At 54.5% G+C, this 19,525-nt stretch carries 27 protein-coding genes; all 27 read left to right on the forward strand.

The annotated features are described in order from the left end of the window. Positions 1 to 57: 57 nt before the first annotated feature. The 27 genes from rpoC (at position 58) to secY (ending at position 19,507) form a co-directional block, all read left to right on the forward strand. Positions 58 to 4,257: a DNA-directed RNA polymerase subunit beta' gene (gene rpoC, locus I9H09_RS03245; RefSeq protein ID WP_005887076.1), complete on the forward strand. Its 4,200-nt coding sequence runs from the start codon at positions 58 to 60 to the stop codon at positions 4,255 to 4,257. Positions 4,258 to 4,454: 197 nt separating this feature from the next. Beyond that, entirely contained in the window at positions 4,455 to 4,826 is a 372-nt protein-coding gene (gene rpsL, locus I9H09_RS03250) for a 30S ribosomal protein S12 (RefSeq protein ID WP_002555494.1), read from the forward strand. Between the two features lie 122 nt (positions 4,827 to 4,948). Continuing rightward, complete coding sequence (rpsG, locus tag I9H09_RS03255) at positions 4,949 to 5,419, forward strand: 30S ribosomal protein S7 (RefSeq protein WP_004397077.1); 471 nt, start codon at positions 4,949 to 4,951, stop codon at positions 5,417 to 5,419. Positions 5,420 to 5,449: 30 nt separating this feature from the next. Further along, positions 5,450 to 7,555: an elongation factor G gene (fusA, locus tag I9H09_RS03260; protein ID WP_122312248.1), complete on the forward strand. Its 2,106-nt coding sequence runs from the start codon at positions 5,450 to 5,452 to the stop codon at positions 7,553 to 7,555. Between the two features lie 30 nt (positions 7,556 to 7,585). Then, positions 7,586 to 8,779 (forward strand): elongation factor Tu, encoded by a 1,194-nt coding sequence (tuf, locus tag I9H09_RS03265; protein WP_024670793.1) that lies wholly within the window; start codon positions 7,586 to 7,588, stop codon positions 8,777 to 8,779. Between the two features lie 158 nt (positions 8,780 to 8,937). After that, positions 8,938 to 9,249, forward strand: a complete 312-nt coding sequence (gene rpsJ / locus I9H09_RS03270) for a 30S ribosomal protein S10 (RefSeq protein ID WP_002555491.1) — start codon at positions 8,938 to 8,940, stop codon at positions 9,247 to 9,249. Between the two features lie 81 nt (positions 9,250 to 9,330). Further along, complete coding sequence (gene rplC, locus I9H09_RS03275) at positions 9,331 to 9,966, forward strand: 50S ribosomal protein L3 (protein ID WP_005887084.1); 636 nt, start codon at positions 9,331 to 9,333, stop codon at positions 9,964 to 9,966. A gap of 12 nt (positions 9,967 to 9,978) precedes the next feature. Beyond that, entirely contained in the window at positions 9,979 to 10,581 is a 603-nt protein-coding gene (rplD, locus tag I9H09_RS03280) for a 50S ribosomal protein L4 (protein ID WP_002555489.1), read from the forward strand. Further along, positions 10,578 to 10,877 carry a 50S ribosomal protein L23 gene (gene rplW / locus I9H09_RS03285; RefSeq protein WP_002555488.1) on the forward strand — a complete coding sequence of 100 codons (300 nt, stop codon included), beginning with the start codon at positions 10,578 to 10,580 and terminating at the stop codon, positions 10,875 to 10,877. Before rplD ends, rplW begins: the two co-directional genes overlap by 4 nt. A 14-nt stretch (positions 10,878 to 10,891) precedes the next feature. After that, entirely contained in the window at positions 10,892 to 11,716 is an 825-nt protein-coding gene (gene rplB / locus I9H09_RS03290) for a 50S ribosomal protein L2 (RefSeq protein WP_005887086.1), read from the forward strand. Positions 11,717 to 11,732: 16 nt separating this feature from the next. Next, positions 11,733 to 12,008: a 30S ribosomal protein S19 gene (gene rpsS, locus I9H09_RS03295; RefSeq protein ID WP_002555486.1), complete on the forward strand. Its 276-nt coding sequence runs from the start codon at positions 11,733 to 11,735 to the stop codon at positions 12,006 to 12,008. A 13-nt stretch (positions 12,009 to 12,021) separates the two neighbouring features. Beyond that, positions 12,022 to 12,354 carry a 50S ribosomal protein L22 gene (gene rplV, locus I9H09_RS03300; protein WP_002555485.1) on the forward strand — a complete coding sequence of 111 codons (333 nt, stop codon included), beginning with the start codon at positions 12,022 to 12,024 and terminating at the stop codon, positions 12,352 to 12,354. Between the two features lie 13 nt (positions 12,355 to 12,367). Beyond that, positions 12,368 to 13,054, forward strand: a complete 687-nt coding sequence (rpsC, locus tag I9H09_RS03305; protein ID WP_003176422.1) for a 30S ribosomal protein S3 — start codon at positions 12,368 to 12,370, stop codon at positions 13,052 to 13,054. Positions 13,055 to 13,066: 12 nt separating this feature from the next. Further along, complete coding sequence (gene rplP / locus I9H09_RS03310) at positions 13,067 to 13,480, forward strand: 50S ribosomal protein L16 (protein WP_002555482.1); 414 nt, start codon at positions 13,067 to 13,069, stop codon at positions 13,478 to 13,480. Then, the gene (rpmC, locus tag I9H09_RS03315; protein WP_002555481.1) at positions 13,480 to 13,671 is read left to right on the forward strand and encodes a 50S ribosomal protein L29; all 192 of its coding nucleotides are present in this window, start codon (positions 13,480 to 13,482) and stop codon (positions 13,669 to 13,671) included. The genes rplP and rpmC overlap by 1 nt, the downstream gene beginning before the upstream one ends. 2 nt (positions 13,672 to 13,673) lie before the next feature. Next, positions 13,674 to 13,940 carry a 30S ribosomal protein S17 gene (gene rpsQ / locus I9H09_RS03320; RefSeq protein WP_002555480.1) on the forward strand — a complete coding sequence of 89 codons (267 nt, stop codon included), beginning with the start codon at positions 13,674 to 13,676 and terminating at the stop codon, positions 13,938 to 13,940. A gap of 23 nt (positions 13,941 to 13,963) precedes the next feature. Further along, positions 13,964 to 14,332 carry a 50S ribosomal protein L14 gene (gene rplN / locus I9H09_RS03325; protein ID WP_002555479.1) on the forward strand — a complete coding sequence of 123 codons (369 nt, stop codon included), beginning with the start codon at positions 13,964 to 13,966 and terminating at the stop codon, positions 14,330 to 14,332. An 11-nt stretch (positions 14,333 to 14,343) separates the two neighbouring features. Beyond that, positions 14,344 to 14,658, forward strand: a complete 315-nt coding sequence (gene rplX / locus I9H09_RS03330; protein ID WP_005887089.1) for a 50S ribosomal protein L24 — start codon at positions 14,344 to 14,346, stop codon at positions 14,656 to 14,658. 20 nt (positions 14,659 to 14,678) lie between these two features. Continuing rightward, the gene (gene rplE / locus I9H09_RS03335) at positions 14,679 to 15,218 is read left to right on the forward strand and encodes a 50S ribosomal protein L5 (protein ID WP_005887091.1); all 540 of its coding nucleotides are present in this window, start codon (positions 14,679 to 14,681) and stop codon (positions 15,216 to 15,218) included. 13 nt (positions 15,219 to 15,231) lie between these two features. Further along, a complete protein-coding gene (gene rpsN, locus I9H09_RS03340; RefSeq protein WP_002555476.1) occupies positions 15,232 to 15,537 on the forward strand; it encodes a 30S ribosomal protein S14 in 306 nt (101 codons plus the stop codon). 214 nt (positions 15,538 to 15,751) lie between these two features. Continuing rightward, positions 15,752 to 16,144 (forward strand): 30S ribosomal protein S8, encoded by a 393-nt coding sequence (rpsH, locus tag I9H09_RS03345; protein ID WP_002555475.1) that lies wholly within the window; start codon positions 15,752 to 15,754, stop codon positions 16,142 to 16,144. Between the two features lie 12 nt (positions 16,145 to 16,156). After that, on the forward strand, positions 16,157 to 16,690 hold the full coding sequence (rplF, locus tag I9H09_RS03350; protein ID WP_003369019.1) for a 50S ribosomal protein L6: 534 nt from the start codon (positions 16,157 to 16,159) through the stop codon (positions 16,688 to 16,690). 10 nt (positions 16,691 to 16,700) lie between these two features. Further along, on the forward strand, positions 16,701 to 17,051 hold the full coding sequence (gene rplR / locus I9H09_RS03355) for a 50S ribosomal protein L18 (protein WP_002555473.1): 351 nt from the start codon (positions 16,701 to 16,703) through the stop codon (positions 17,049 to 17,051). 3 nt (positions 17,052 to 17,054) lie between these two features. Next, positions 17,055 to 17,555 carry a 30S ribosomal protein S5 gene (gene rpsE, locus I9H09_RS03360; protein ID WP_003317099.1) on the forward strand — a complete coding sequence of 167 codons (501 nt, stop codon included), beginning with the start codon at positions 17,055 to 17,057 and terminating at the stop codon, positions 17,553 to 17,555. A 2-nt stretch (positions 17,556 to 17,557) separates the two neighbouring features. Continuing rightward, entirely contained in the window at positions 17,558 to 17,734 is a 177-nt protein-coding gene (gene rpmD, locus I9H09_RS03365) for a 50S ribosomal protein L30 (protein WP_002555471.1), read from the forward strand. Positions 17,735 to 17,737: 3 nt separating this feature from the next. Then, positions 17,738 to 18,172 carry a 50S ribosomal protein L15 gene (rplO, locus tag I9H09_RS03370; RefSeq protein WP_020290695.1) on the forward strand — a complete coding sequence of 145 codons (435 nt, stop codon included), beginning with the start codon at positions 17,738 to 17,740 and terminating at the stop codon, positions 18,170 to 18,172. Further along, positions 18,173 to 19,507, forward strand: coding sequence for a preprotein translocase subunit SecY (gene secY / locus I9H09_RS03375; protein ID WP_002555469.1), 1,335 nt, complete (start codon positions 18,173 to 18,175; stop codon positions 19,505 to 19,507). Positions 19,508 to 19,525: the final 18 nt, after the last annotated feature.

Below are 19,525 nucleotides of genomic sequence, written 5' to 3' on the forward strand. Positions count from 1 at the left end.
CGCGAATCGGGGGCAGGGCGGTATTGCCTGCTCCCCTGCTCCGCCAGGAGGAAAGCCTTGAAAGACCTACTGAATTTGCTGAAAAACCAGGGTCAAGTCGAAGAGTTCGACGCAATCCGTATCGGACTTGCATCGCCTGAGATGATCCGCTCTTGGTCGTTCGGTGAAGTTAAAAAGCCGGAAACCATCAACTACCGTACGTTCAAGCCTGAGCGTGATGGTCTGTTCTGCGCCAAGATCTTTGGCCCGGTAAAAGATTACGAGTGCCTGTGCGGTAAGTACAAGCGCCTGAAGCACCGTGGTGTCATCTGCGAAAAATGCGGTGTTGAAGTGGCCTTGGCCAAGGTTCGTCGTGAGCGCATGGCCCACATCGAACTGGCTTCGCCAGTTGCCCACATCTGGTTCCTGAAATCGCTGCCGTCCCGTATCGGCTTGCTGATGGACATGACCCTGCGTGATATCGAACGCGTTCTCTACTTCGAGAGCTATGTCGTTATCGATCCAGGCATGACCACCCTCGAAAAGGGTCAGCTGCTGAACGACGAGCAGTATTTCGAAGCGCTCGAAGAGTTCGGTGATGATTTCGACGCCCGTATGGGTGCCGAAGCTGTCCGCGAACTGCTGCACGCTATCGATCTTGAGCACGAAATCGGCCGTCTGCGTGAAGAAATTCCGCAAACCAATTCCGAGACCAAGATCAAGAAGCTGTCCAAGCGTCTGAAGCTGATGGAAGCGTTCCAGGGTTCCGGCAACCTTCCTGAATGGATGGTGCTGACCGTTCTGCCGGTTCTGCCGCCAGATCTGCGTCCTCTGGTTCCGCTTGACGGTGGTCGTTTCGCGACCTCCGACCTCAACGATCTGTATCGTCGAGTGATCAACCGTAACAACCGTCTGAAGCGTCTGCTGGATCTGTCTGCTCCTGACATCATCGTGCGCAACGAAAAGCGTATGTTGCAGGAAGCAGTCGATGCACTGCTCGACAACGGTCGTCGTGGTCGTGCAATCACCGGTTCGAACAAGCGCCCTCTGAAATCCCTGGCTGACATGATCAAGGGTAAGCAGGGTCGTTTCCGTCAGAACTTGCTCGGTAAGCGTGTTGACTACTCGGGTCGTTCGGTAATTACCGTAGGTCCGACCCTGCGTCTGCACCAGTGCGGTCTGCCGAAGAAAATGGCTCTCGAGCTGTTCAAGCCGTTCATTTTCGGCAAGCTGGAAATGCGTGGCCTGGCCACGACCATCAAAGCTGCCAAGAAAATGGTTGAGCGCGAGCTGCCAGAGGTCTGGGACGTTCTTGCTGAAGTCATTCGCGAACACCCGGTGCTTCTGAACCGTGCGCCTACGCTTCACCGTCTGGGCATCCAGGCATTTGAACCGGTTCTGATCGAAGGTAAGGCTATTCAGCTGCACCCGCTGGTCTGTGCTGCGTACAACGCCGACTTCGACGGCGACCAGATGGCTGTTCACGTGCCTTTGACGCTGGAAGCTCAGCTCGAAGCGCGCGCGCTCATGATGTCGACCAACAACATTCTGTCGCCAGCCAACGGTGAGCCAATCATCGTTCCTTCGCAGGACGTTGTACTGGGTCTGTATTACATGACTCGCGAAGCGATCAACGCCAAGGGCGAAGGTCGTGTGTTTGCGGATCTGCAGGAGGTCGACCGCGTATTCCGCGCCGGCGAAGCGGCTCTGCACGCCAAGGTCAAGGTTCGTATCCACGAAACGGTCAACGACCGTGATGGTGGCAGCGTCAAGAACACTCGTATCGTCGACACTACTGTTGGCCGTGCGCTGCTGTTCCAGGTGGTTCCGGCCGGCCTGTCCTACGACGTCGTCAACCAGCCTATGAAGAAAAAGGCGATCTCCAAACTGATCAACCAGTGCTACCGCGTGGTTGGTTTGAAAGAGACCGTTATCTTCGCTGACCAGTTGATGTACACCGGTTTTGCCTACTCGACCATTTCGGGTGTTTCCATCGGCGTTAACGACTTCGTTATCCCTGATGAGAAAGCTCGCATCATCGACGCGGCCACCGAAGAAGTTAAAGAGATCGAAAGCCAGTACGCATCGGGCCTGGTTACTCAGGGCGAGAAGTACAACAAGGTAATCGACCTTTGGTCCAAGGCGAACGACGAAGTCTCGAAAGCGATGATGTCGAACCTGTCCAAAGAGCGTGTTATCGATCGTCACGGCGTCGAAGTTGATCAGGAATCCTTCAACTCGATGTACATGATGGCTGACTCCGGCGCGCGTGGTTCTGCTGCCCAGATTCGTCAGCTGGCCGGTATGCGTGGTTTGATGGCCAAGCCTGATGGCTCCATCATCGAAACGCCGATTACTGCGAACTTCCGTGAAGGTTTGAGCGTACTTCAGTACTTCATCTCCACTCACGGTGCTCGTAAGGGGCTTGCGGATACTGCACTCAAAACCGCTAACTCCGGTTATCTGACTCGCCGTCTGGTAGACGTGGCTCAGGATCTGGTAGTTACCGAAGTGGATTGCGGTACCGAGCATGGCTTGCTGATGACTCCGCATATTGAAGGCGGGGACGTTGTAGAGCCGCTGGGTGAACGCGTATTGGGTCGAGTGATCGCCCGCGACGTATTCAAGCCGGGTACCGAAGAAGTCATCGTGCCTGCAGGTACGTTGGTCGACGAGAAGTGGGTCGAGTTCATCGAGCTGAACAGCATCGACGAAGTGATCGTTCGCTCGCCAATCAGCTGTGAAACCCGCTACGGCATCTGCGCCAAGTGCTACGGTCGCGACCTGGCTCGTGGTCACCAGGTCAACATTGGTGAAGCTGTCGGCGTAATTGCTGCACAGTCCATCGGTGAGCCGGGTACACAGCTGACAATGCGTACGTTCCACATTGGTGGTGCGGCAAGCCGGACTTCGGCAGCCGACAGCGTTCAGGTCAAGAATGGCGGTACCGTCCGTCTTCACAACCTGAAGCACGTCGAGCGTGTCGACGGTCATCTGGTAGCGGTATCCCGCTCTGGTGAGCTGGCAATCGCCGATGACTTCGGTCGCGAGCGCGAACGTTACAAACTGCCTTACGGTGCAGTGATTTCGGTGAAGGAAGGCGACAAGGTCGACGCTGGTTCGATCGTGGCCAAGTGGGATCCGCACACCCACCCAATCGTCACCGAGATGAAAGGTACTGTTACCTACGTTGGCATGGAAGAGGGCATCACGATCAAGCGTCAGACAGACGAATTGACCGGTATGACCAACATCGAAGTGCTCGACGCAAAAGACCGCCCGGCCGCTGGCAAGGACATTCGTCCTGCTGTGAAGATGGTAGGTCTGGATGGCAAGGATCTGCTGCTGCCAGGTACTGACGTACCGGCTCAGTACTTCCTGCCGGCTAACGCCCTGGTTGGTGTAGCTGACGGTGCGCAGATCGCGATCGGTGATGTTATCGCTCGTATTCCGCAAGAGACTTCGAAGACACGTGACATCACCGGTGGTCTGCCGCGTGTTGCCGACCTTTTCGAAGCACGTCGTCCGAAAGAGGCGTCGATCCTTGCAGAAGTCAGCGGTACCATCGCATTCGGTAAAGAGACCAAAGGCAAGCGTCGTCTGGTCATTACCCCGAACGACGGTAGCGATCCGTACGAAGAGCTGATTCCGAAGTGGCGTCACCTGAACGTCTTCGAAGGCGAACAAGTGAACCGCGGCGAAGTTATCTCCGACGGTCCTAGCGATCCACACGATATCCTGCGTTTGCTGGGTGTCAGTGCGCTGGCCAAGTACATCGTCAACGAGATTCAAGACGTATACCGTCTGCAAGGCGTGAAGATCAACGACAAGCACATCGAGACCATTCTGCGTCAGATGTTGCGTAAAGTTGAGATTGCCGAATCCGGCGATTCCAGTTTCATCAAGGGCGACCAGATGGAATTGACTCACGTCCTGGTAGAAAACGAGCGTTTGGGCGCAGACGACAAGTTTGTTTCCAAATTCACTCGCGTGTTGCTGGGTATCACCAAGGCATCGTTGTCCACCGAGTCGTTCATCTCCGCGGCCTCCTTCCAGGAGACAACCCGTGTACTGACCGAAGCGGCTGTGACAGGCAAGCGCGACTACCTGCGTGGCCTGAAAGAAAACGTGGTTGTGGGTCGTCTGATCCCGGCCGGTACCGGTCTGGCTTATCACAGCGAGCGCAAGCGTCGTCGTGAAATGGACAAACCGACCCGAGTCAGTGCAAGTGAAGTTGAAGCTGCCCTGACGGAAGCGTTGAACTCCAGCGGTAACTAAGACCAAAGCCTCGGCATTTTCTTCCGGCAACCCGCACATTTCGTGCAGGTTGCCGGGCGAGGCGGCCGGGGCTTTGTCTTGACTGGGCACAGGATCCTCTTTAGACTCTTGTACCCCTAAATTTGGCGGGGCGTTTGTCTCGTCAATTGCTTTTCTTGTAAGACAATAGCGTCGCAAGACAACAGTGGAGCTAGTAGATGGCAACTATCAACCAGCTGGTACGTCAGCCGCGTAAGCGTATCGTCGAGAAATCCGACGTGCCTGCGCTGCAGAACTGCCCGCAACGTCGCGGTGTTTGCACTCGTGTGTATACCACCACGCCGAAAAAACCTAACTCGGCATTGCGTAAAGTCTGCCGTGTTCGCCTGACCAACGGTTTCGAGGTTTCCTCGTACATCGGTGGTGAAGGTCACAACCTGCAAGAACACAGCGTGGTACTGATCCGTGGCGGTCGTGTAAAAGACTTGCCAGGTGTTCGTTATCACACCGTTCGTGGTTCTCTGGATACTTCCGGCGTTAAAGGCCGTAACCAGGGTCGCTCGAAATACGGTACCAAGAAGCCTAAGTAGTATTTGGCTTCTGTTTGAAATTGCAGATTTCTATTTTTCTGAGTCGATAAGAGTAAGGTCGGGCGCATCCTTTGTTGGATGGTGGTCCCGAGCTAACCTGAAGACCGTTTGAGGGCTTATCCATGCCAAGAAGACGCGTAGCAGCCAAGCGCGAAGTGCTTGACGATCCAAAATACGGCAGCCAGATCCTGGCCAAGTTCATGAACCACGTAATGGAAAGCGGCAAAAAAGCCGTTGCCGAGCGTATCGTTTATGGCGCGCTGGAAAAGGTTAAAGAACGCAAGAACAGCGACCCCCTGGAAATCTTCGAGAAAGCTCTCGACGCCATCGCTCCGCTGGTCGAAGTGAAGTCGCGCCGTGTAGGCGGTGCTACTTACCAGGTTCCTGTCGAAGTTCGTCCGTCCCGTCGTAATGCTCTGGCAATGCGTTGGCTGGTAGACTTCGCGCGCAAGCGCGGTGAGAAGTCTATGGCTCTGCGTTTGGCTGGCGAACTGATGGACGCCGCCGAAGGTAAAGGTGCTGCGGTCAAGAAGCGTGAAGACGTGCACCGTATGGCCGAGGCCAACAAGGCTTTCTCGCACTACCGCTTCTAATTTCAGCGTCACTATATTTGCGAGGGCTTTATGGCTCGTACTACTCCGATTAGCCGTTACCGTAACATCGGTATCGTCGCTCACGTGGATGCTGGTAAAACCACCACCACCGAGCGCGTCCTTTTTTACACCGGCAAAAGCCACAAAATGGGCGAGGTGCATGACGGCGCCGCGACCACGGACTGGATGGTTCAGGAGCAGGAGCGTGGTATTACCATTACTTCTGCTGCTATCACTGCCTTCTGGCAGGGTTCCGAGAAGCAACACAAAGACCAATACCGTTTCAACGTTATTGACACCCCGGGCCACGTAGACTTCACCATTGAAGTTGAGCGTTCCCTGCGTGTACTCGACGGCGCGGTCGTTGTGTTCTGCGGTACTTCCGGTGTAGAGCCTCAGTCCGAAACCGTATGGCGTCAAGCCAACAAATACGGCGTTCCACGTATCGTCTACGTGAACAAGATGGACCGTGCCGGTGCTAACTTTCTGCGCGTAATTGCTCAGATCAAGCAGCGTCTGGGTCACACTCCGGTGCCTATTCAGTTGGCCATCGGTGCTGAAGACAACTTCCAGGGTCAAATCGACCTGATGGCTATGGAAGCTGTTTACTGGAATGACGCTGACAAAGGCATGGTTCCTGTTCGCAAGCCTATCCCTGCTGAATTGCAGGAGCTGGCTGATGAATGGCGCGCCAATATGGTAGAGGCTGCAGCCGAAGCCAACGAAGAGCTGATGAACAAGTACCTTGAAGGTGAAGAGCTCACCAACGAGGAAATCAAGGCCGCTCTGCGTCAGCGTACTATCGCTGGTGAGATCGTTCTTGCTGTTTGCGGTTCTTCCTTCAAGAACAAGGGTGTCCCCCTGGTTCTCGACGCCGTGATCGACTACCTGCCGGCTCCAATTGACATTCCAGCTATCAAGGGTACAGACCCTGATAACGAAGAAATTCAGATGGAGCGTCATGCGGACGACAGCGAGCCGTTCTCGGCTTTGGCGTTCAAGATCGCTACCGACCCATTCGTGGGTACTTTGACCTTTGTCCGTGTTTACTCGGGCGTGTTGGCATCCGGCGACGGCGTGATCAACTCGGTCAAAGGCAAAAAAGAGCGTGTGGGTCGTATGGTGCAGATGCACGCAAACGCTCGCGAAGAGATCAAGGAAGTACGCGCTGGCGACATCGCGGCCCTGATCGGCATGAAGGATGTCACCACTGGTGAAACCTTGTGCAACGCTGACAAGCCAATCATCCTGGTTCGCATGGACTTCCCGGAACCGGTTATTTCGGTCGCCGTTGAGCCGAAGACCAAGGATGACCAGGAAAAAATGGGTATTGCACTGGGCAAACTTGCTCAGGAAGACCCGTCTTTCCGCGTCAAGACTGATGAAGAGACTGGTCAAACGATCATCTCTGGCATGGGCGAGCTCCACTTGGACATCCTGGTTGACCGGATGCGCCGTGAGTTCAACGTCGAAGCCAACATCGGCAAGCCTCAGGTTTCCTATCGTGAGCGCATCACGAAGAATTGTGAAATCGAAGGCAAGTTCGTTCGTCAATCCGGCGGTCGTGGCCAGTTTGGTCATTGCTGGATCCGTTTTGCACCTGCTGACGAAGGTCAGGAAGGTCTGCAATTCGTAAACGAAGTGGTAGGTGGTGTTGTTCCGAAGGAATACATCCCGGCTATCCAGAAGGGTATCGAGGAGCAGATGAAGAACGGTGTTGTTGCCGGTTATCCGCTGATCGGCCTGAAGGCTACCGTGTTTGATGGTTCCTACCATGACGTCGACTCGAACGAGATGGCGTTTAAGGTGGCTGCTTCCATGGCGACCAAGCAACTGGCCCAGAAGGGCGGTGGTGAGTTGCTTGAGCCGATCATGGCGGTAGAGGTTGTTACGCCTGAAGACTATATGGGTGACGTGATGGGCGACCTTAACCGTCGTCGCGGCATGATCTTGGGTATGGAAGATACGGTTTCCGGTAAAGTGATTCGTGCCGAGGTTCCGTTGGGTGAGATGTTCGGTTATGCGACTGACGTTCGCTCCATGTCCCAGGGTCGCGCAAGCTACTCTATGGAATTCAAAAAATACAATGCAGCTCCGTCGCACGTCGTCGAAACTGTAACCAAAAAACAAGGCTGATTCAGCGCCTTAGGCTAGGAGTTATTTGTCGTGGCTAAAGAAAAATTTGATCGTTCCCTTCCGCACGTCAACGTTGGCACTATCGGTCACGTTGACCACGGTAAAACTACACTGACTGCTGCTCTGACTCGCGTTTGCTCCGAAATTTTCGGTTCTGCAGTCGTCGATTTCGATAAAATCGACAGCGCACCAGAAGAAAAAGCTCGTGGTATCACCATCAACACCGCGCACGTTGAATACAACTCGCTGATCCGTCACTACGCTCACGTTGACTGCCCAGGTCACGCTGACTATGTGAAGAACATGATCACCGGTGCTGCCCAGATGGACGGCGCGATCCTGGTTTGCTCGGCCGCTGATGGTCCGATGCCGCAAACCCGTGAGCACATCCTGCTGTCCCGTCAGGTAGGTGTACCGTACATCGTTGTCTACCTGAACAAGGCTGACCTGGTAGACGACGCTGAGCTGCTGGAACTGGTTGAGATGGAAGTGCGCGATCTGCTGAGCACTTACGACTTCCCAGGTGACGACACTCCGATCATCATCGGTTCTGCTCGTATGGCTCTGGAAGGCAAAGACGATAACGAAATGGGCACCACGTCCGTTCGTAAACTGGTTGAGACTCTGGACAGCTACATTCCAGATCCAGTACGTGTTATCGACAAGCCGTTCCTGATGCCAATCGAAGACGTATTCTCGATCTCCGGTCGCGGTACTGTTGTAACTGGTCGTATCGAGCGCGGTATCGTCAAGGTTCAAGATCCACTGGAAATCGTTGGTCTGCGTGACACTACCGTCACCACCTGCACCGGTGTTGAAATGTTCCGTAAGCTGCTCGACGAAGGTCGTGCTGGCGAGAACTGCGGCGTTCTGCTGCGTGGTACCAAGCGTGACGACGTTGAGCGTGGCCAGGTTCTGGTTAAGCCAGGTTCGGTTAAGCCGCACACCAAGTTCGAAGCTGAAGTGTACGTGCTGAGCAAAGAAGAAGGCGGTCGTCACACTCCGTTCTTCAAAGGCTACCGTCCACAGTTCTACTTCCGTACTACCGACGTAACTGGTAACTGCGAACTGCCAGACGGCGTAGAAATGGTAATGCCAGGCGACAACATCAAAATGGTTGTCACCCTGATCAAAACCATCGCGATGGAAGACGGTCTGCGCTTCGCAATCCGTGAAGGCGGCCGTACCGTTGGTGCTGGCGTTGTAGCTAAAATCCTCGAGTAAGCTCTTTTTTGAGTGACCTTTAGTGTTTTGAAGGGGCCCCCGCTTAGCGGGGGCCTTTTTTATTGGGTTGACACCCTGTTAGGTCGTCTATAGAATTGCGCCTCCTTTTAACGGGCGTATTGCGCTCGGTGGGAACAGCAATCTGGAGTCTGAATCCAATGCAAAACCAGCAAATCCGTATCAGGTTGAAGGCTTTTGACCATCGCCTGATCGACCAATCAACCCAGGAAATCGTGGAAACCGCGAAACGTACTGGTGCACAGGTGCGTGGTCCGATTCCACTGCCGACTCGTAAAGAGCGGTTCACCGTTCTGGTTTCTCCGCACGTCAACAAAGACGCGCGCGACCAGTATGAGATCCGTACTCATAAACGCGTTCTGGACATTGTTCAGCCAACGGAAAAAACCGTTGATGCGCTTATGAAGCTTGATCTTGCGGCCGGTGTGGAAGTTCAGATCAGCCTCGGCTAAGACTTGGGTCTTAGTCGTGTAACGCTCTGAAATGGGCGGCCATAGCGGGTGAAAGCCCCGTACACTCATGAGGTTTACAACATGACTATTGGTGTAGTCGGTCGTAAATGCGGTATGACCCGTATTTTCACCGAAGAAGGTGTCTCCATTCCGGTCACGGTCATTGAGATCGAGCCGAATCGCGTCACTCAGTTCAAAACCGAAGAAACCGATGGCTATCGTGCAGTGCAAGTCACTGTCGGCGAGCGTCGTGCTTCGCGTGTTACAGCCGCTCAGGCTGGTCACTTCGCTAAAGCGAACGTAGCCGCCGGTCGTACCGTCATGGAGTTCCGTCTTGAAGAAGGCGACTACCAGACTGGCGATCAGATCAACGCTGAAATCTTCGCCGCTGGTCAACTGGTCGATGTGACCGGTCAGTCCAAAGGTAAGGGCTTCCAGGGTACGATCAAGCGTTGGAATTTCCGTGGTCAGGACAATACCCACGGTAACTCCGTCTCCCACCGCGTCCCGGGCTCTATCGGCCAGTGCCAGACTCCTGGTCGTGTATTCAAGGGCAAAAAAATGTCCGGTCATATGGGCGCTGAGCGCGTGACCGTGCAGTCCCTCGAAGTAGTGCGCGTGGACGCTGAACGCAATCTGTTGTTGGTCAAGGGTGCTGTTCCTGGCGCTACTGGCGGCAACCTGGTTGTACGTCCGGCAGCCAAGGCTCGCGGTTAAGGGGAAGCTGACATGCAATTAAATGTAAATGACGCTCAGGCAATCGAAGTTTCCGAACTGACATTTGGCGGCGAATTCAACGAGACGCTGGTTCACCAGGCAGTCGTGGCCTACATGGCTGGCGGTCGTCAGGGTAGCAAGCAGCAAAAGACCCGTTCCGACGTTCGTGGTGGCGGTAAGCGCCCTTGGCGTCAGAAAGGTACTGGCCGTGCTCGTGCCGGTACTATCCGTAGCCCAATCTGGCGTGGCGGCGGTACCACTTTCGCAGCTCGTCCTCAGGATCACACTCAGAAGCTCAACAAGAAGATGTACCGCGCAGCTCTGCGCTCCATTCTTGCTGAACTGGTCCGTACTGATCGTCTGGTCGTGGTTCAGGACTTCGCTGTTGAAGCACCGAAAACCAAAGATTTGCTGAACAAGCTGACTGGCATGGGCCTGACTGACGTCCTGATCGTGTCTGACGCTGTTGACCAAAATCTGTACCTGGCTGCTCGTAACCTGCCTCACGTCGATGTGCGTGATGTTCAAGGTTCCGATCCAGTTAGTCTGATCGCATACGACAAAGTGTTGATCACTGTGTCGGCCGTGAAGAAATTCGAGGAGCTGCTGGGATGAACCAGGAACGCGTATTTAAAGTTCTGCTTGGCCCGCACGTTTCCGAGAAGGCTACGGTTCTGGCAGACAAGAAAGGTCAGTTCGTTTTCAAGGTTGCTACTGACGCAACCAAGCTGGAAATCAAGAAGGCCGTCGAAAGCCTGTTCAGCGTGAAAGTAGAGCGTGTTACTACCCTGAATGTTCTGGGTAAGAGCAAGCGCACTGCTCGCGGTCTGGGCAAGCGTAATGACTGGAAGAAGGCAGTTATCTCCCTTCAGCCAGGCCAAGATCTCGATTTCAGCAGCAGTGCTGAGTAAGGAAGGGGTGCATCATGGCAATCGTTAAATGCAAACCGACTTCCCCTGGCCGCCGTTTTGTGGTCAAGGTGGTCAACAAGGAGCTCCATAAAGGCGCTCCTCACGCACCGCTGCTCGAGAAAAAATCGAAGTCTGGTGGTCGTAACAACAATGGTCGCATTACTACCCGTCATATCGGTGGTGGCGCTAAACAGCATTATCGTCTGGTCGACTTCCGTCGCAACGACAAGGATGGCATCGCTGCCACCGTCGAGCGTATCGAATACGATCCAAACCGTACTGCACACATTGCCCTGCTGCTTTATGCAGACGGCGAGCGCCGCTACATCATCGCCCCTAAAGGCGTGAGTGCTGGCGACCAGCTGGTTGCAGGTGCTTTGGCACCAATCAAGCCAGGCAACGCTCTTCAACTGCGCAACATTCCAGTTGGTAGCACCGTACACGGCATCGAATTGAAGCCAGGTAAAGGCGCACAGATCGCTCGTTCCGCTGGTGCTTCGGCACAGTTGATCGCTCGTGAAGGTGTGTACGTTACCCTGCGTCTTCGCTCCGGTGAGATGCGTAAAGTATTGGCTGAGTGCCGTGCGACGCTGGGCGAAGTCTCGAACTCCGAGCACAGCCTTCGTTCGCTGGGTAAAGCTGGTGCCAAACGCTGGCGTGGCGTTCGCCCAACCGTTCGTGGTGTTGCCATGAACCCGGTTGACCACCCACATGGTGGTGGTGAAGGTCGTACCTCTGGTGGTCGTCATCCGGTATCGCCGTGGGGCTTCCCGACTAAGGGCGCGAAGACTCGTGGTAATAAGCGTACCGACAAAATGATCGTCCGTCGTCGCAAGTAAATAGAGGGATACGACAGTGCCACGTTCTCTGAAAAAAGGTCCTTTTATTGATCTTCACCTACTGAAGAAGATCGAAGTGGCGGCGGAAAAGAACGATCGCAAACCAGTTAAAACCTGGTCGCGTCGTTCGATGATCCTGCCACAAATGGTCGGTTTGACCATTGCAGTGCATAACGGTCGTCAACATGTTCCAGTTCTCGTGAACGAAGACATGGTCGGCCATAAACTAGGCGAGTTTGCCGGTACCCGCACATATCGTGGGCACGTGGCAGACAAGAAAGCCAAGCGTTAAGGGGTAAGGAACGATGGAAGTAGCCGCTAAGTTGTCGGGCGCTCGAATCTCCGCCCAGAAAGCCCGCTTGGTCGCCGACCAGATCCGCGGGAAGAAGGTGGGCGAAGCGCTCAACCTGTTGGCTTTCAGCAGTAAGAAAGCCGCCGAGATCCTGAAGAAAGTGCTGGAGTCGGCTGTAGCCAACGCCGAGCATAACGAAGGCGCAGACGTTGATGACCTTAAGGTCTCCACCGTTTTCGTCAACGAAGGGCGTTCGCTGAAGCGCATCATGCCACGTGCTAAAGGCCGTGCTGATCGCATCGTCAAGCGGTCTTGCCATATAACTGTCAAGGTTGCTGACAAGTAACGGAGTCGAAGAGATGGGTCAGAAAGTACATCCCATTGGCATTCGCCTGGGAATCGTCAAGGAGCACACCTCCGTCTGGTACGCAGACGGTCGGACTTATGCGGACTATTTGTTCGCTGATCTGAAAGTGCGTGAGTACCTCCAAGACAAATTAAAAAGCGCGTCCGTCAGCCGTATCGATATCCATCGTCCGGCTCAGACAGCACGTATCACCATCCACACCGCTCGTCCCGGCATTGTTATCGGGAAGAAAGGTGAAGATGTTGAGAAACTGCGTCAGGACCTGACCAAGCAAATGGGTGTGCCTGTGCACATCAATATCGAAGAGATCCGCAAGCCGGAGCTTGACGGTATGCTGGTTGCGCAGAGCGTAGCTCAGCAGCTGGAGCGTCGTGTAATGTTCCGTCGCGCGATGAAGCGCGCTGTTCAGAACGCCATGCGCATTGGTGCCAAAGGCATCAAAATCCAAGTGAGCGGTCGTCTCGGCGGTGCTGAAATCGCACGTACTGAATGGTATCGCGAAGGTCGTGTGCCACTGCACACCCTGCGTGCCGACATCGACTATGCCAACTACGAAGCTCACACCACTTACGGTGTGATCGGTGTAAAGGTTTGGATCTTTAAAGGCGAAGTAATTGGTGGTCGCCAAGAAGAACTGAAACCACAAGCACCAGCGCCTCGTAAAAAAGCTGCTAAGTAAGGGGTACGCCAAATGTTGCAACCAAAGCGTACGAAGTTCCGCAAGCAGATGACCGGCCACAACCGTGGTCTGGCGCTGCGCGGTAGCAAAGTCAGCTTCGGCGAGTTCGCGCTGAAGTCTGTAGCTCGTGGTCGTCTCACCGCTCGTCAGATCGAGTCAGCGCGTCGTGCGCTGACCCGTCACGTTAAACGTGGCGGCAAGATCTGGATCCGTGTATTCCCGGACAAGCCTGTCACCAAGAAGCCACTCGAAGTTCGGATGGGTAAAGGTAAGGGTAACGTGGAGTACTGGGTTGCCCAGATTCAGCCAGGCAAAGTCCTGTATGAAATCGAGGGTGTTACTGAAGAGCTGGCGCGTGAGGCTTTCGCCCTGGCTGCTGCAAAGCTGCCGCTCGCCACCTCCTTTGTTAAGCGGACGGTGATGTGATGAAAGCGAATGAACTTCGTGAAAAATCAGCACAGCAGCTGAACGAGCAACTGCTCGGCCTGCTGCGCGACCAGTTCAATCTGCGTATGCAGAAAGCAACTGGCCAGTTGGGGCAGTCTCATCTGCTCTCGCAAGTTAAGCGTGACATCGCTCGCGTGAAAACTGTGCTCAACCAGCAGGCAGGTAAGTAATCATGGCTGAAGCCGAAAAAACTGTCCGTACGCTGACTGGCCGTGTTGTCAGCGACAAGATGGACAAGACCATCACCGTTCTGATCGAGCGTCGCGTTAAGCACCCGATCTACGGTAAATACGTTAAGCGTTCGACTAAGCTGCACGCACACGACGAAACCAATCAATGCCATATCGGCGACAAGGTCACTATTCGTGAAACCCGTCCCGTAGCCAAGACCAAGTCTTGGGCATTGGTTGATATCCTCGAACGCGCTGTGGAAGTCTAAGGGCTAGGGGTCGGAGAAATTATATGATTCAGACTCAATCCATGCTCGATGTGGCCGATAACAGCGGCGCTCGCCGTGTTATGTGCATCAAGGTGCTGGGTGGCTCCCATCGTCGTTACGCTGGTATCGGTGACATCATCAAAGTGACCGTCAAGGAAGCAATTCCGCGCGGCAAGGTGAAAAAAGGCCAAGTGATGACTGCTGTCGTAGTCCGCACTCGCCATGGTGTTCGTCGTGCAGACGGCTCCATCATCCGCTTCGATGGCAACGCTGCTGTTCTGTTGAACAACAAGCAAGAGCCGATCGGTACCCGTATCTTTGGGCCAGTGACCCGTGAACTTCGTACTGAGAAGTTCATGAAGATCGTCTCGCTCGCCCCTGAAGTGCTTTAAGGAGATCCGACATGCAAAAGATTCGTCGTGACGACGAGATCATCGTGATCGCCGGCAAAGACAAAGGTAAGCGCGGTAAGGTGCTCAAGGTTCTCGCTGACGACCGTTTGGTCGTTGGTGGGGTCAACCTTGTGAAGCGTCATACCAAGCCAAACCCGATGTCGGGCGTACAGGGCGGTATCGTCGAGAAAGAAGCGCCACTGCACGCTTCCAACGTCGCCATTTTCAACGGCGCAACCAACAAGGCTGACCGCGTTGGTTTCAAAGTTGAAGACGGCAAGAAAATTCGTGTCTTCAAGTCGACCCAAAAAGCGGTTGATGCTTGAACACTGCTAGGTAGAAGACCATGGCACGACTAAAAGAGATTTACCGGAAGGAAATCGCTCCGAAACTTAAGGAAGAACTTAAGCTTTCGAACGTGATGGAAGTTCCGCGCGTTACCAAAATCACCCTGAACATGGGTCTGGGCGAAGCGATCGGTGATAAGAAAATCATCGAGCACGCTGTTGCTGACCTGGAAAAGATCACCGGTCAGAAAGTCGTTGTGACTTACGCTCGGAAATCCATCGCTGGTTTTAAAGTCCGCGAAGGCTGGCCGATCGGCGTTAAAGTGACTCTGCGCCGCGATCGTATGTATGAATTCCTGGATCGTCTGCTGTCGATCTCCCTGCCTCGGGTTCGCGACTTCCGCGGCCTGAATGCCAAGTCCTTCGATGGTCGTGGTAACTACAGCATGGGCGTAAAAGAGCAGATCATTTTCCCGGAAATCGATTACGACAAGATCGATGCTCTCCGCGGTCTGGACATTACCCTGACCACCACTGCCAAGAACGATGACGAAGGCCGCGCATTGCTGCGTGCTTTCAAATTCCCGTTCCGCAACTGATTGGAGTAGGACTATGGCCAAGAAGAGCATGAAAAACCGTGAGCTGAAGCGTCAGCTCACCGTTGCCAAGTACGCCAAGAAGCGTGCAGAGCTGAAAGCTATCATCGTTGATCTGAACGCAAGTCCAGAAGCGCGTTGGGAAGCTACCGTAGCCCTGCAGAAGCAACCACGTGACGCAAGCGCTGCGCGCATGCGTAACCGTTGCCGCATCACTGGTCGTCCACACGGCGTCTATCGCAAGTTCGGCCTCGGCCGTAACAAGCTGCGTGAAGCAGCAATGCGTGGCGACGTTCCAGGTCTGGTCAAAGCCAGCTGGTAAGGCGCACCTCTCGTTTCGGCCCGGCTGGTTACGAAAGTCACCGGTCGGGACGGAGCCTGAATTTGAATCAAGCCCCTTTTGGGGCTTGATTCATTTCCGGGGTAGGACTAGAATTGCCGGCTCGCCTGAGCCCGTGTTTTTACTTGCCCGGAAGTTCTCGGCGATCAAGCTGTAGCCGCAAGGCTAATTATTTTGTTTTAGGAGCGTCTAGCCCATGAGTATGCAGGACCCGTTAGCGGACATGCTAACTCGTATCCGTAATGCCCAGATGGCTGAAAAGCCCGTCGTAAGCATGCCATCTTCCACGTTGAAGGTTGCTGTAGCAAAAGTCCTGAAGGACGAAGGCTACATTGCGGGTTATCAGATCAGCAGCGAAGTTAAATCCTCGCTGTCCATCGAGCTTAAGTACTTCGAAGGCCGTCCGGTCATTGAAGAGGTTAAGCGCGTCAGCCGCCCAGGCTTGCGTCAGTACAAGTCCTCCGATGATCTGCCGAAAGTTCGTGGCGGTCTTGGTGTGTCTATCGTCTCCACCAGTAAAGGTGTGATGACGGATCGTGCTGCGCGCGCTGCCGGTGTCGGTGGCGAAGTGCTTTGCACTGTGTTCTAAGGGGGGATAAGCATGTCACGCGTAGCTAAGAACCCCGTTAAGTTGCCATCCGGCGTCGAAGTCAAACTCGTCGGCCAGCAGCTTTCGGTGAAGGGTGCCAAGGGCACTCTAGAACTGAACATCCATTCGTCCGTTGAGATTGTTGAAGAAGCTGGTGAGCTGCGTTTCGCTGCTCGCAATGGTGATCAACAAACCCGCGCAATGGCAGGCACCACTCGTGCACTGGTTAACAACATGGTCCAGGGCGTAAGCCAAGGCTTCGAGCGTAAGCTCCAGCTGGTCGGTGTTGGTTACAAGGCGCAAGCAAAAGGCACGGTCCTGAACCTTGCACTTGGCTTCTCGCACCCGGTGGACTATGAATTGCCGAATGGCATCACCGCTGAGACCCCCAGCCAGACCGATATCCTGATTCGCGGTATCGATAAGCAGTTGGTTGGTCAAGTGGCCGCTGAGATCCGCGACTTCCGCCGTCCTGAGCCTTACAAAGGCAAAGGTGTGCGTTACGCGGACGAAGTCGTCCGCCGTAAAGAAGCCAAGAAGAAGTAGGGCATAGCAAATGACCGTCAAAAAAGTTACCCGACTGCGTCGCGCTCGCAAAGCACGCCTGAAAATGCACGAGCTAGAAGTCGTGCGTCTCTGCGTGCACCGCTCTTCGCAGCACATTTATGCCCAGGTCATCTCGGCCGACGGCAGCAAAGTTTTGGCAAGCGCCTCGACTTTGGACAAAGAACTGCGTGATGGCGCCACTGGCAACATCGACGCGGCCACTAAGGTTGGCAAGCTGGTCGCCGAGCGCGCGAAAGCCGCGGGCGTATCGCAAGTCGCTTTCGACCGTTCTGGCTTCAAGTACCACGGCCGTGTCAAAGCGCTGGCTGATGCTGCTCGTGAAGGCGGGCTGGAGTTCTAAGTTATGTCAAATCACGACCAAAAACGCGACGAAGGCTACATCGAGAAACTGGTTCAAGTTAACCGCGTGGCCAAAACCGTAAAAGGCGGCCGTATCTTCACTTTCACTGCGTTGACCGTAGTGGGTGATGGTAAAGGGCGCGTTGGCTTCGGCCGTGGCAAGTCACGTGAAGTGCCTGCTGCGATCCAGAAAGCGATGGAAGCTGCTCGCCGCAACATGATTCAGGTTGATCTGAACGGCACTACCCTGCAGTACGCAATGAAGTCTGCTCATGGCGCCTCCAAGGTGTACATGCAGCCTGCTTCCGAAGGTACCGGTATCATCGCTGGCGGCGCAATGCGCGCAGTGCTGGAAGTTGCTGGTGTCCAGAACGTATTGGCCAAGTGCTATGGCTCGACTAACCCTGTAAACGTGGTTCACGCCACATTCAAGGGTTTGAAAGGCATGCAGTCTCCTGAGTCTATCGCTGCCAAACGTGGCAAGCGTGTTGAGGAGATCATCTGATCATGGCTACCGTTAAAGTAACGCTGATCAAAAGCATGACCGGCCGCATCCCTAATCACAGATTGTGCATTAAGGGTTTGGGTCTGCGTCGCATCGGTCACACTGTAGAAGTCCTGGATACTCCCGAAAATCGCGGGATGATCAACAAGGCTTACTACATGCTGCGAGTCGAGGGTTAATCGATGAAACTCAATGATCTGAGTCCAGCGCCGGGTTCCCGTCGCGAAAAGCATCGTCCGGGCCGTGGTATCGGTAGTGGTTTGGGCAAGACCGGTGGCCGTGGCCACAAAGGTCAAAGCTCCCGCTCCGGTGGCACAATTGCTCCGGGCTTTGAGGGCGGCCAACAGCCGCTGCATCGTCGCCTGCCAAAATTCGGTTTCGTTTCCCTGAAAGCCATGGATCGCGCAGAAGTGCGTTTGTCCGAGCTGGCCAAAGTGGAAGGCGACGTCGTAACTGTGCAGTCCCTGAAAGATGCCAACGTGATTAACCAGAACGTTCAGCGTGTGAAAATCATGCTGTCGGGCGAAGTTACTCGCGCTGTCACTATCAAAGGTATCGCTGCCACCAAAGGTGCGCGTGCGGCTATCGAAGCAGCTGGCGGCAAGTTCGAGGAATAAATGGCTAAGCAAGGTGCTCTCTCTGCGCTCGGCAAGGGCGGTATGTCTGAACTCTGGGCTCGTCTGCGTTTTCTGTTCCTGGCGATTATCGTCTACCGAATAGGCGCACACATCCCGGTTCCAGGTATCAACCCTGATCGACTCGCAGAACTGTTTCGACAGAATGAGGGGACCATTCTTAGCTTGTTCAACATGTTTTCCGGTGGCGCGCTGGAGCGGATGAGCATCTTTGCACTGGGGATCATGCCGTACATTTCGGCATCGATCATCATGCAGCTGATGACAGCCGTAAGCCCGCAACTGGAGCAGTTGAAGAAGGAAGGTGAAGCTGGCCGTCGCAAGATAAGCCAGTACACCCGCTATGGCACCGTTGTTCTGGCTCTGGTCCAAGCTATCGGCATGTCCGTTGGTCTGGCGAGTCAGGGCGTCGCGTTTTCTGGGGACCTGGGTTTCCATTTTGTCGCCGTAACCACCTTCGTGGCAGGTGCGATGTTCATGATGTGGCTGGGCGAGCAGATTACCGAGCGCGGTGTCGGCAACGGTATCTCGATGTTGATCTTCGCAGGTATCGTCGCCGGTCTTCCGAGAGCAATAGGGCAGTCTTTCGAGTCTGCACGTCAGGGTGATATCAATATCTTCGCTCTGGTTGCTATCGGTTTGCTGGCAGTAGCGATCATCGGTTTTGTGGTGTTCATTGAGCGTGGTCAGCGTCGTATTGCTGTTCACTACGCCAAGCGTCAGCAGGGCCGCAAGGTCTTTGCTGCACAGACAAGCCACTTGCCGCTGAAAGTGAACATGGCTGGTGTAATCCCAGCCATTTTCGCAAGCAGCATTTTGCTGTTCCCGGCTTCGTTGGGGTCCTGGTTTGGTCAGTCTGAAGGTTTGGGCTGGTTGCAGGACATCTCGCAGTCGATTGCTCCTGGTCAGCCGTTGAATATTCTGCTGTTTAGTGCAGGGATTATTTTCTTCTGCTTCTTCTATACGGCGTTGATGTTCAATCCGAAAGACGTAGCGGAAAACCTGAAGAAGTCCGGTGCCTTTATTCCGGGTATTCGTCCAGGCGAGCAGTCAGCGCGCTATATTGATGGCGTTTTGACTCGCTTGACCATGTTCGGTGCTCTCTATATGACGGCCGTGTGTCTGCTTCCCCAGTTTCTGGTGGTCGCGGCAAACGTACCGTTCTACCTTGGCGGGACCTCGTTGCTGATCGTGGTCGTGGTTGTGATGGACTTTATGTCGCAAGTGCAATCTCACCTCGTTTCGCACCAGTATGAATCCCTGATGAAGAAAGCCAACCTGAAGGGCTACGGTGGCAGCGGCGGTATGCTGCGCTGAAGCACCCCTAAGGTTCGA

The organism is Pseudomonas tremae (assembly GCF_023278125.1).
GTDB lineage: Bacteria > Pseudomonadota > Gammaproteobacteria > Pseudomonadales > Pseudomonadaceae > Aquipseudomonas > Aquipseudomonas tremae.

Bases quoted from the DNA above. Each gene is read 5' to 3' on its own strand.
- rplR (WP_002555473.1), top strand. From the start codon at position 16,701: ATGACCGTCAAAAAAGTTACCCGACTGCGTCGCGCTCGCAAAGCACGC.
- rplN (WP_002555479.1), top strand. From the start codon at position 13,964: ATGATTCAGACTCAATCCATGCTCGATGTGGCCGATAACAGCGGCGCT.
- rplB (WP_005887086.1), top strand. From the start codon at position 10,892: ATGGCAATCGTTAAATGCAAACCGACTTCCCCTGGCCGCCGTTTTGTG.
- rpmD (WP_002555471.1), top strand. From the start codon at position 17,558: ATGGCTACCGTTAAAGTAACGCTGATCAAAAGCATGACCGGCCGCATC.
- rplV (WP_002555485.1), top strand. From the start codon at position 12,022: ATGGAAGTAGCCGCTAAGTTGTCGGGCGCTCGAATCTCCGCCCAGAAA.
- rpsG (WP_004397077.1), top strand. From the start codon at position 4,949: ATGCCAAGAAGACGCGTAGCAGCCAAGCGCGAAGTGCTTGACGATCCA.
- rplD (WP_002555489.1), top strand. From the start codon at position 9,979: ATGCAATTAAATGTAAATGACGCTCAGGCAATCGAAGTTTCCGAACTG.
- rplP (WP_002555482.1), top strand. From the start codon at position 13,067: ATGTTGCAACCAAAGCGTACGAAGTTCCGCAAGCAGATGACCGGCCAC.
- fusA (WP_122312248.1), top strand. From the start codon at position 5,450: ATGGCTCGTACTACTCCGATTAGCCGTTACCGTAACATCGGTATCGTC.
- rpsJ (WP_002555491.1), top strand. From the start codon at position 8,938: ATGCAAAACCAGCAAATCCGTATCAGGTTGAAGGCTTTTGACCATCGC.
- rpsN (WP_002555476.1), top strand. From the start codon at position 15,232: ATGGCCAAGAAGAGCATGAAAAACCGTGAGCTGAAGCGTCAGCTCACC.
- rpsQ (WP_002555480.1), top strand. From the start codon at position 13,674: ATGGCTGAAGCCGAAAAAACTGTCCGTACGCTGACTGGCCGTGTTGTC.
- rpsH (WP_002555475.1), top strand. From the start codon at position 15,752: ATGAGTATGCAGGACCCGTTAGCGGACATGCTAACTCGTATCCGTAAT.
- rpsC (WP_003176422.1), top strand. From the start codon at position 12,368: ATGGGTCAGAAAGTACATCCCATTGGCATTCGCCTGGGAATCGTCAAG.
- rplW (WP_002555488.1), top strand. From the start codon at position 10,578: ATGAACCAGGAACGCGTATTTAAAGTTCTGCTTGGCCCGCACGTTTCC.
- rpsE (WP_003317099.1), top strand. From the start codon at position 17,055: ATGTCAAATCACGACCAAAAACGCGACGAAGGCTACATCGAGAAACTG.
- rplO (WP_020290695.1), top strand. From the start codon at position 17,738: ATGAAACTCAATGATCTGAGTCCAGCGCCGGGTTCCCGTCGCGAAAAG.
- rplC (WP_005887084.1), top strand. From the start codon at position 9,331: ATGACTATTGGTGTAGTCGGTCGTAAATGCGGTATGACCCGTATTTTC.
- rpsL (WP_002555494.1), top strand. From the start codon at position 4,455: ATGGCAACTATCAACCAGCTGGTACGTCAGCCGCGTAAGCGTATCGTC.
- rplX (WP_005887089.1), top strand. From the start codon at position 14,344: ATGCAAAAGATTCGTCGTGACGACGAGATCATCGTGATCGCCGGCAAA.
- rpmC (WP_002555481.1), top strand. From the start codon at position 13,480: ATGAAAGCGAATGAACTTCGTGAAAAATCAGCACAGCAGCTGAACGAG.
- rplF (WP_003369019.1), top strand. From the start codon at position 16,157: ATGTCACGCGTAGCTAAGAACCCCGTTAAGTTGCCATCCGGCGTCGAA.
- rplE (WP_005887091.1), top strand. From the start codon at position 14,679: ATGGCACGACTAAAAGAGATTTACCGGAAGGAAATCGCTCCGAAACTT.
- secY (WP_002555469.1), top strand. From the start codon at position 18,173: ATGGCTAAGCAAGGTGCTCTCTCTGCGCTCGGCAAGGGCGGTATGTCT.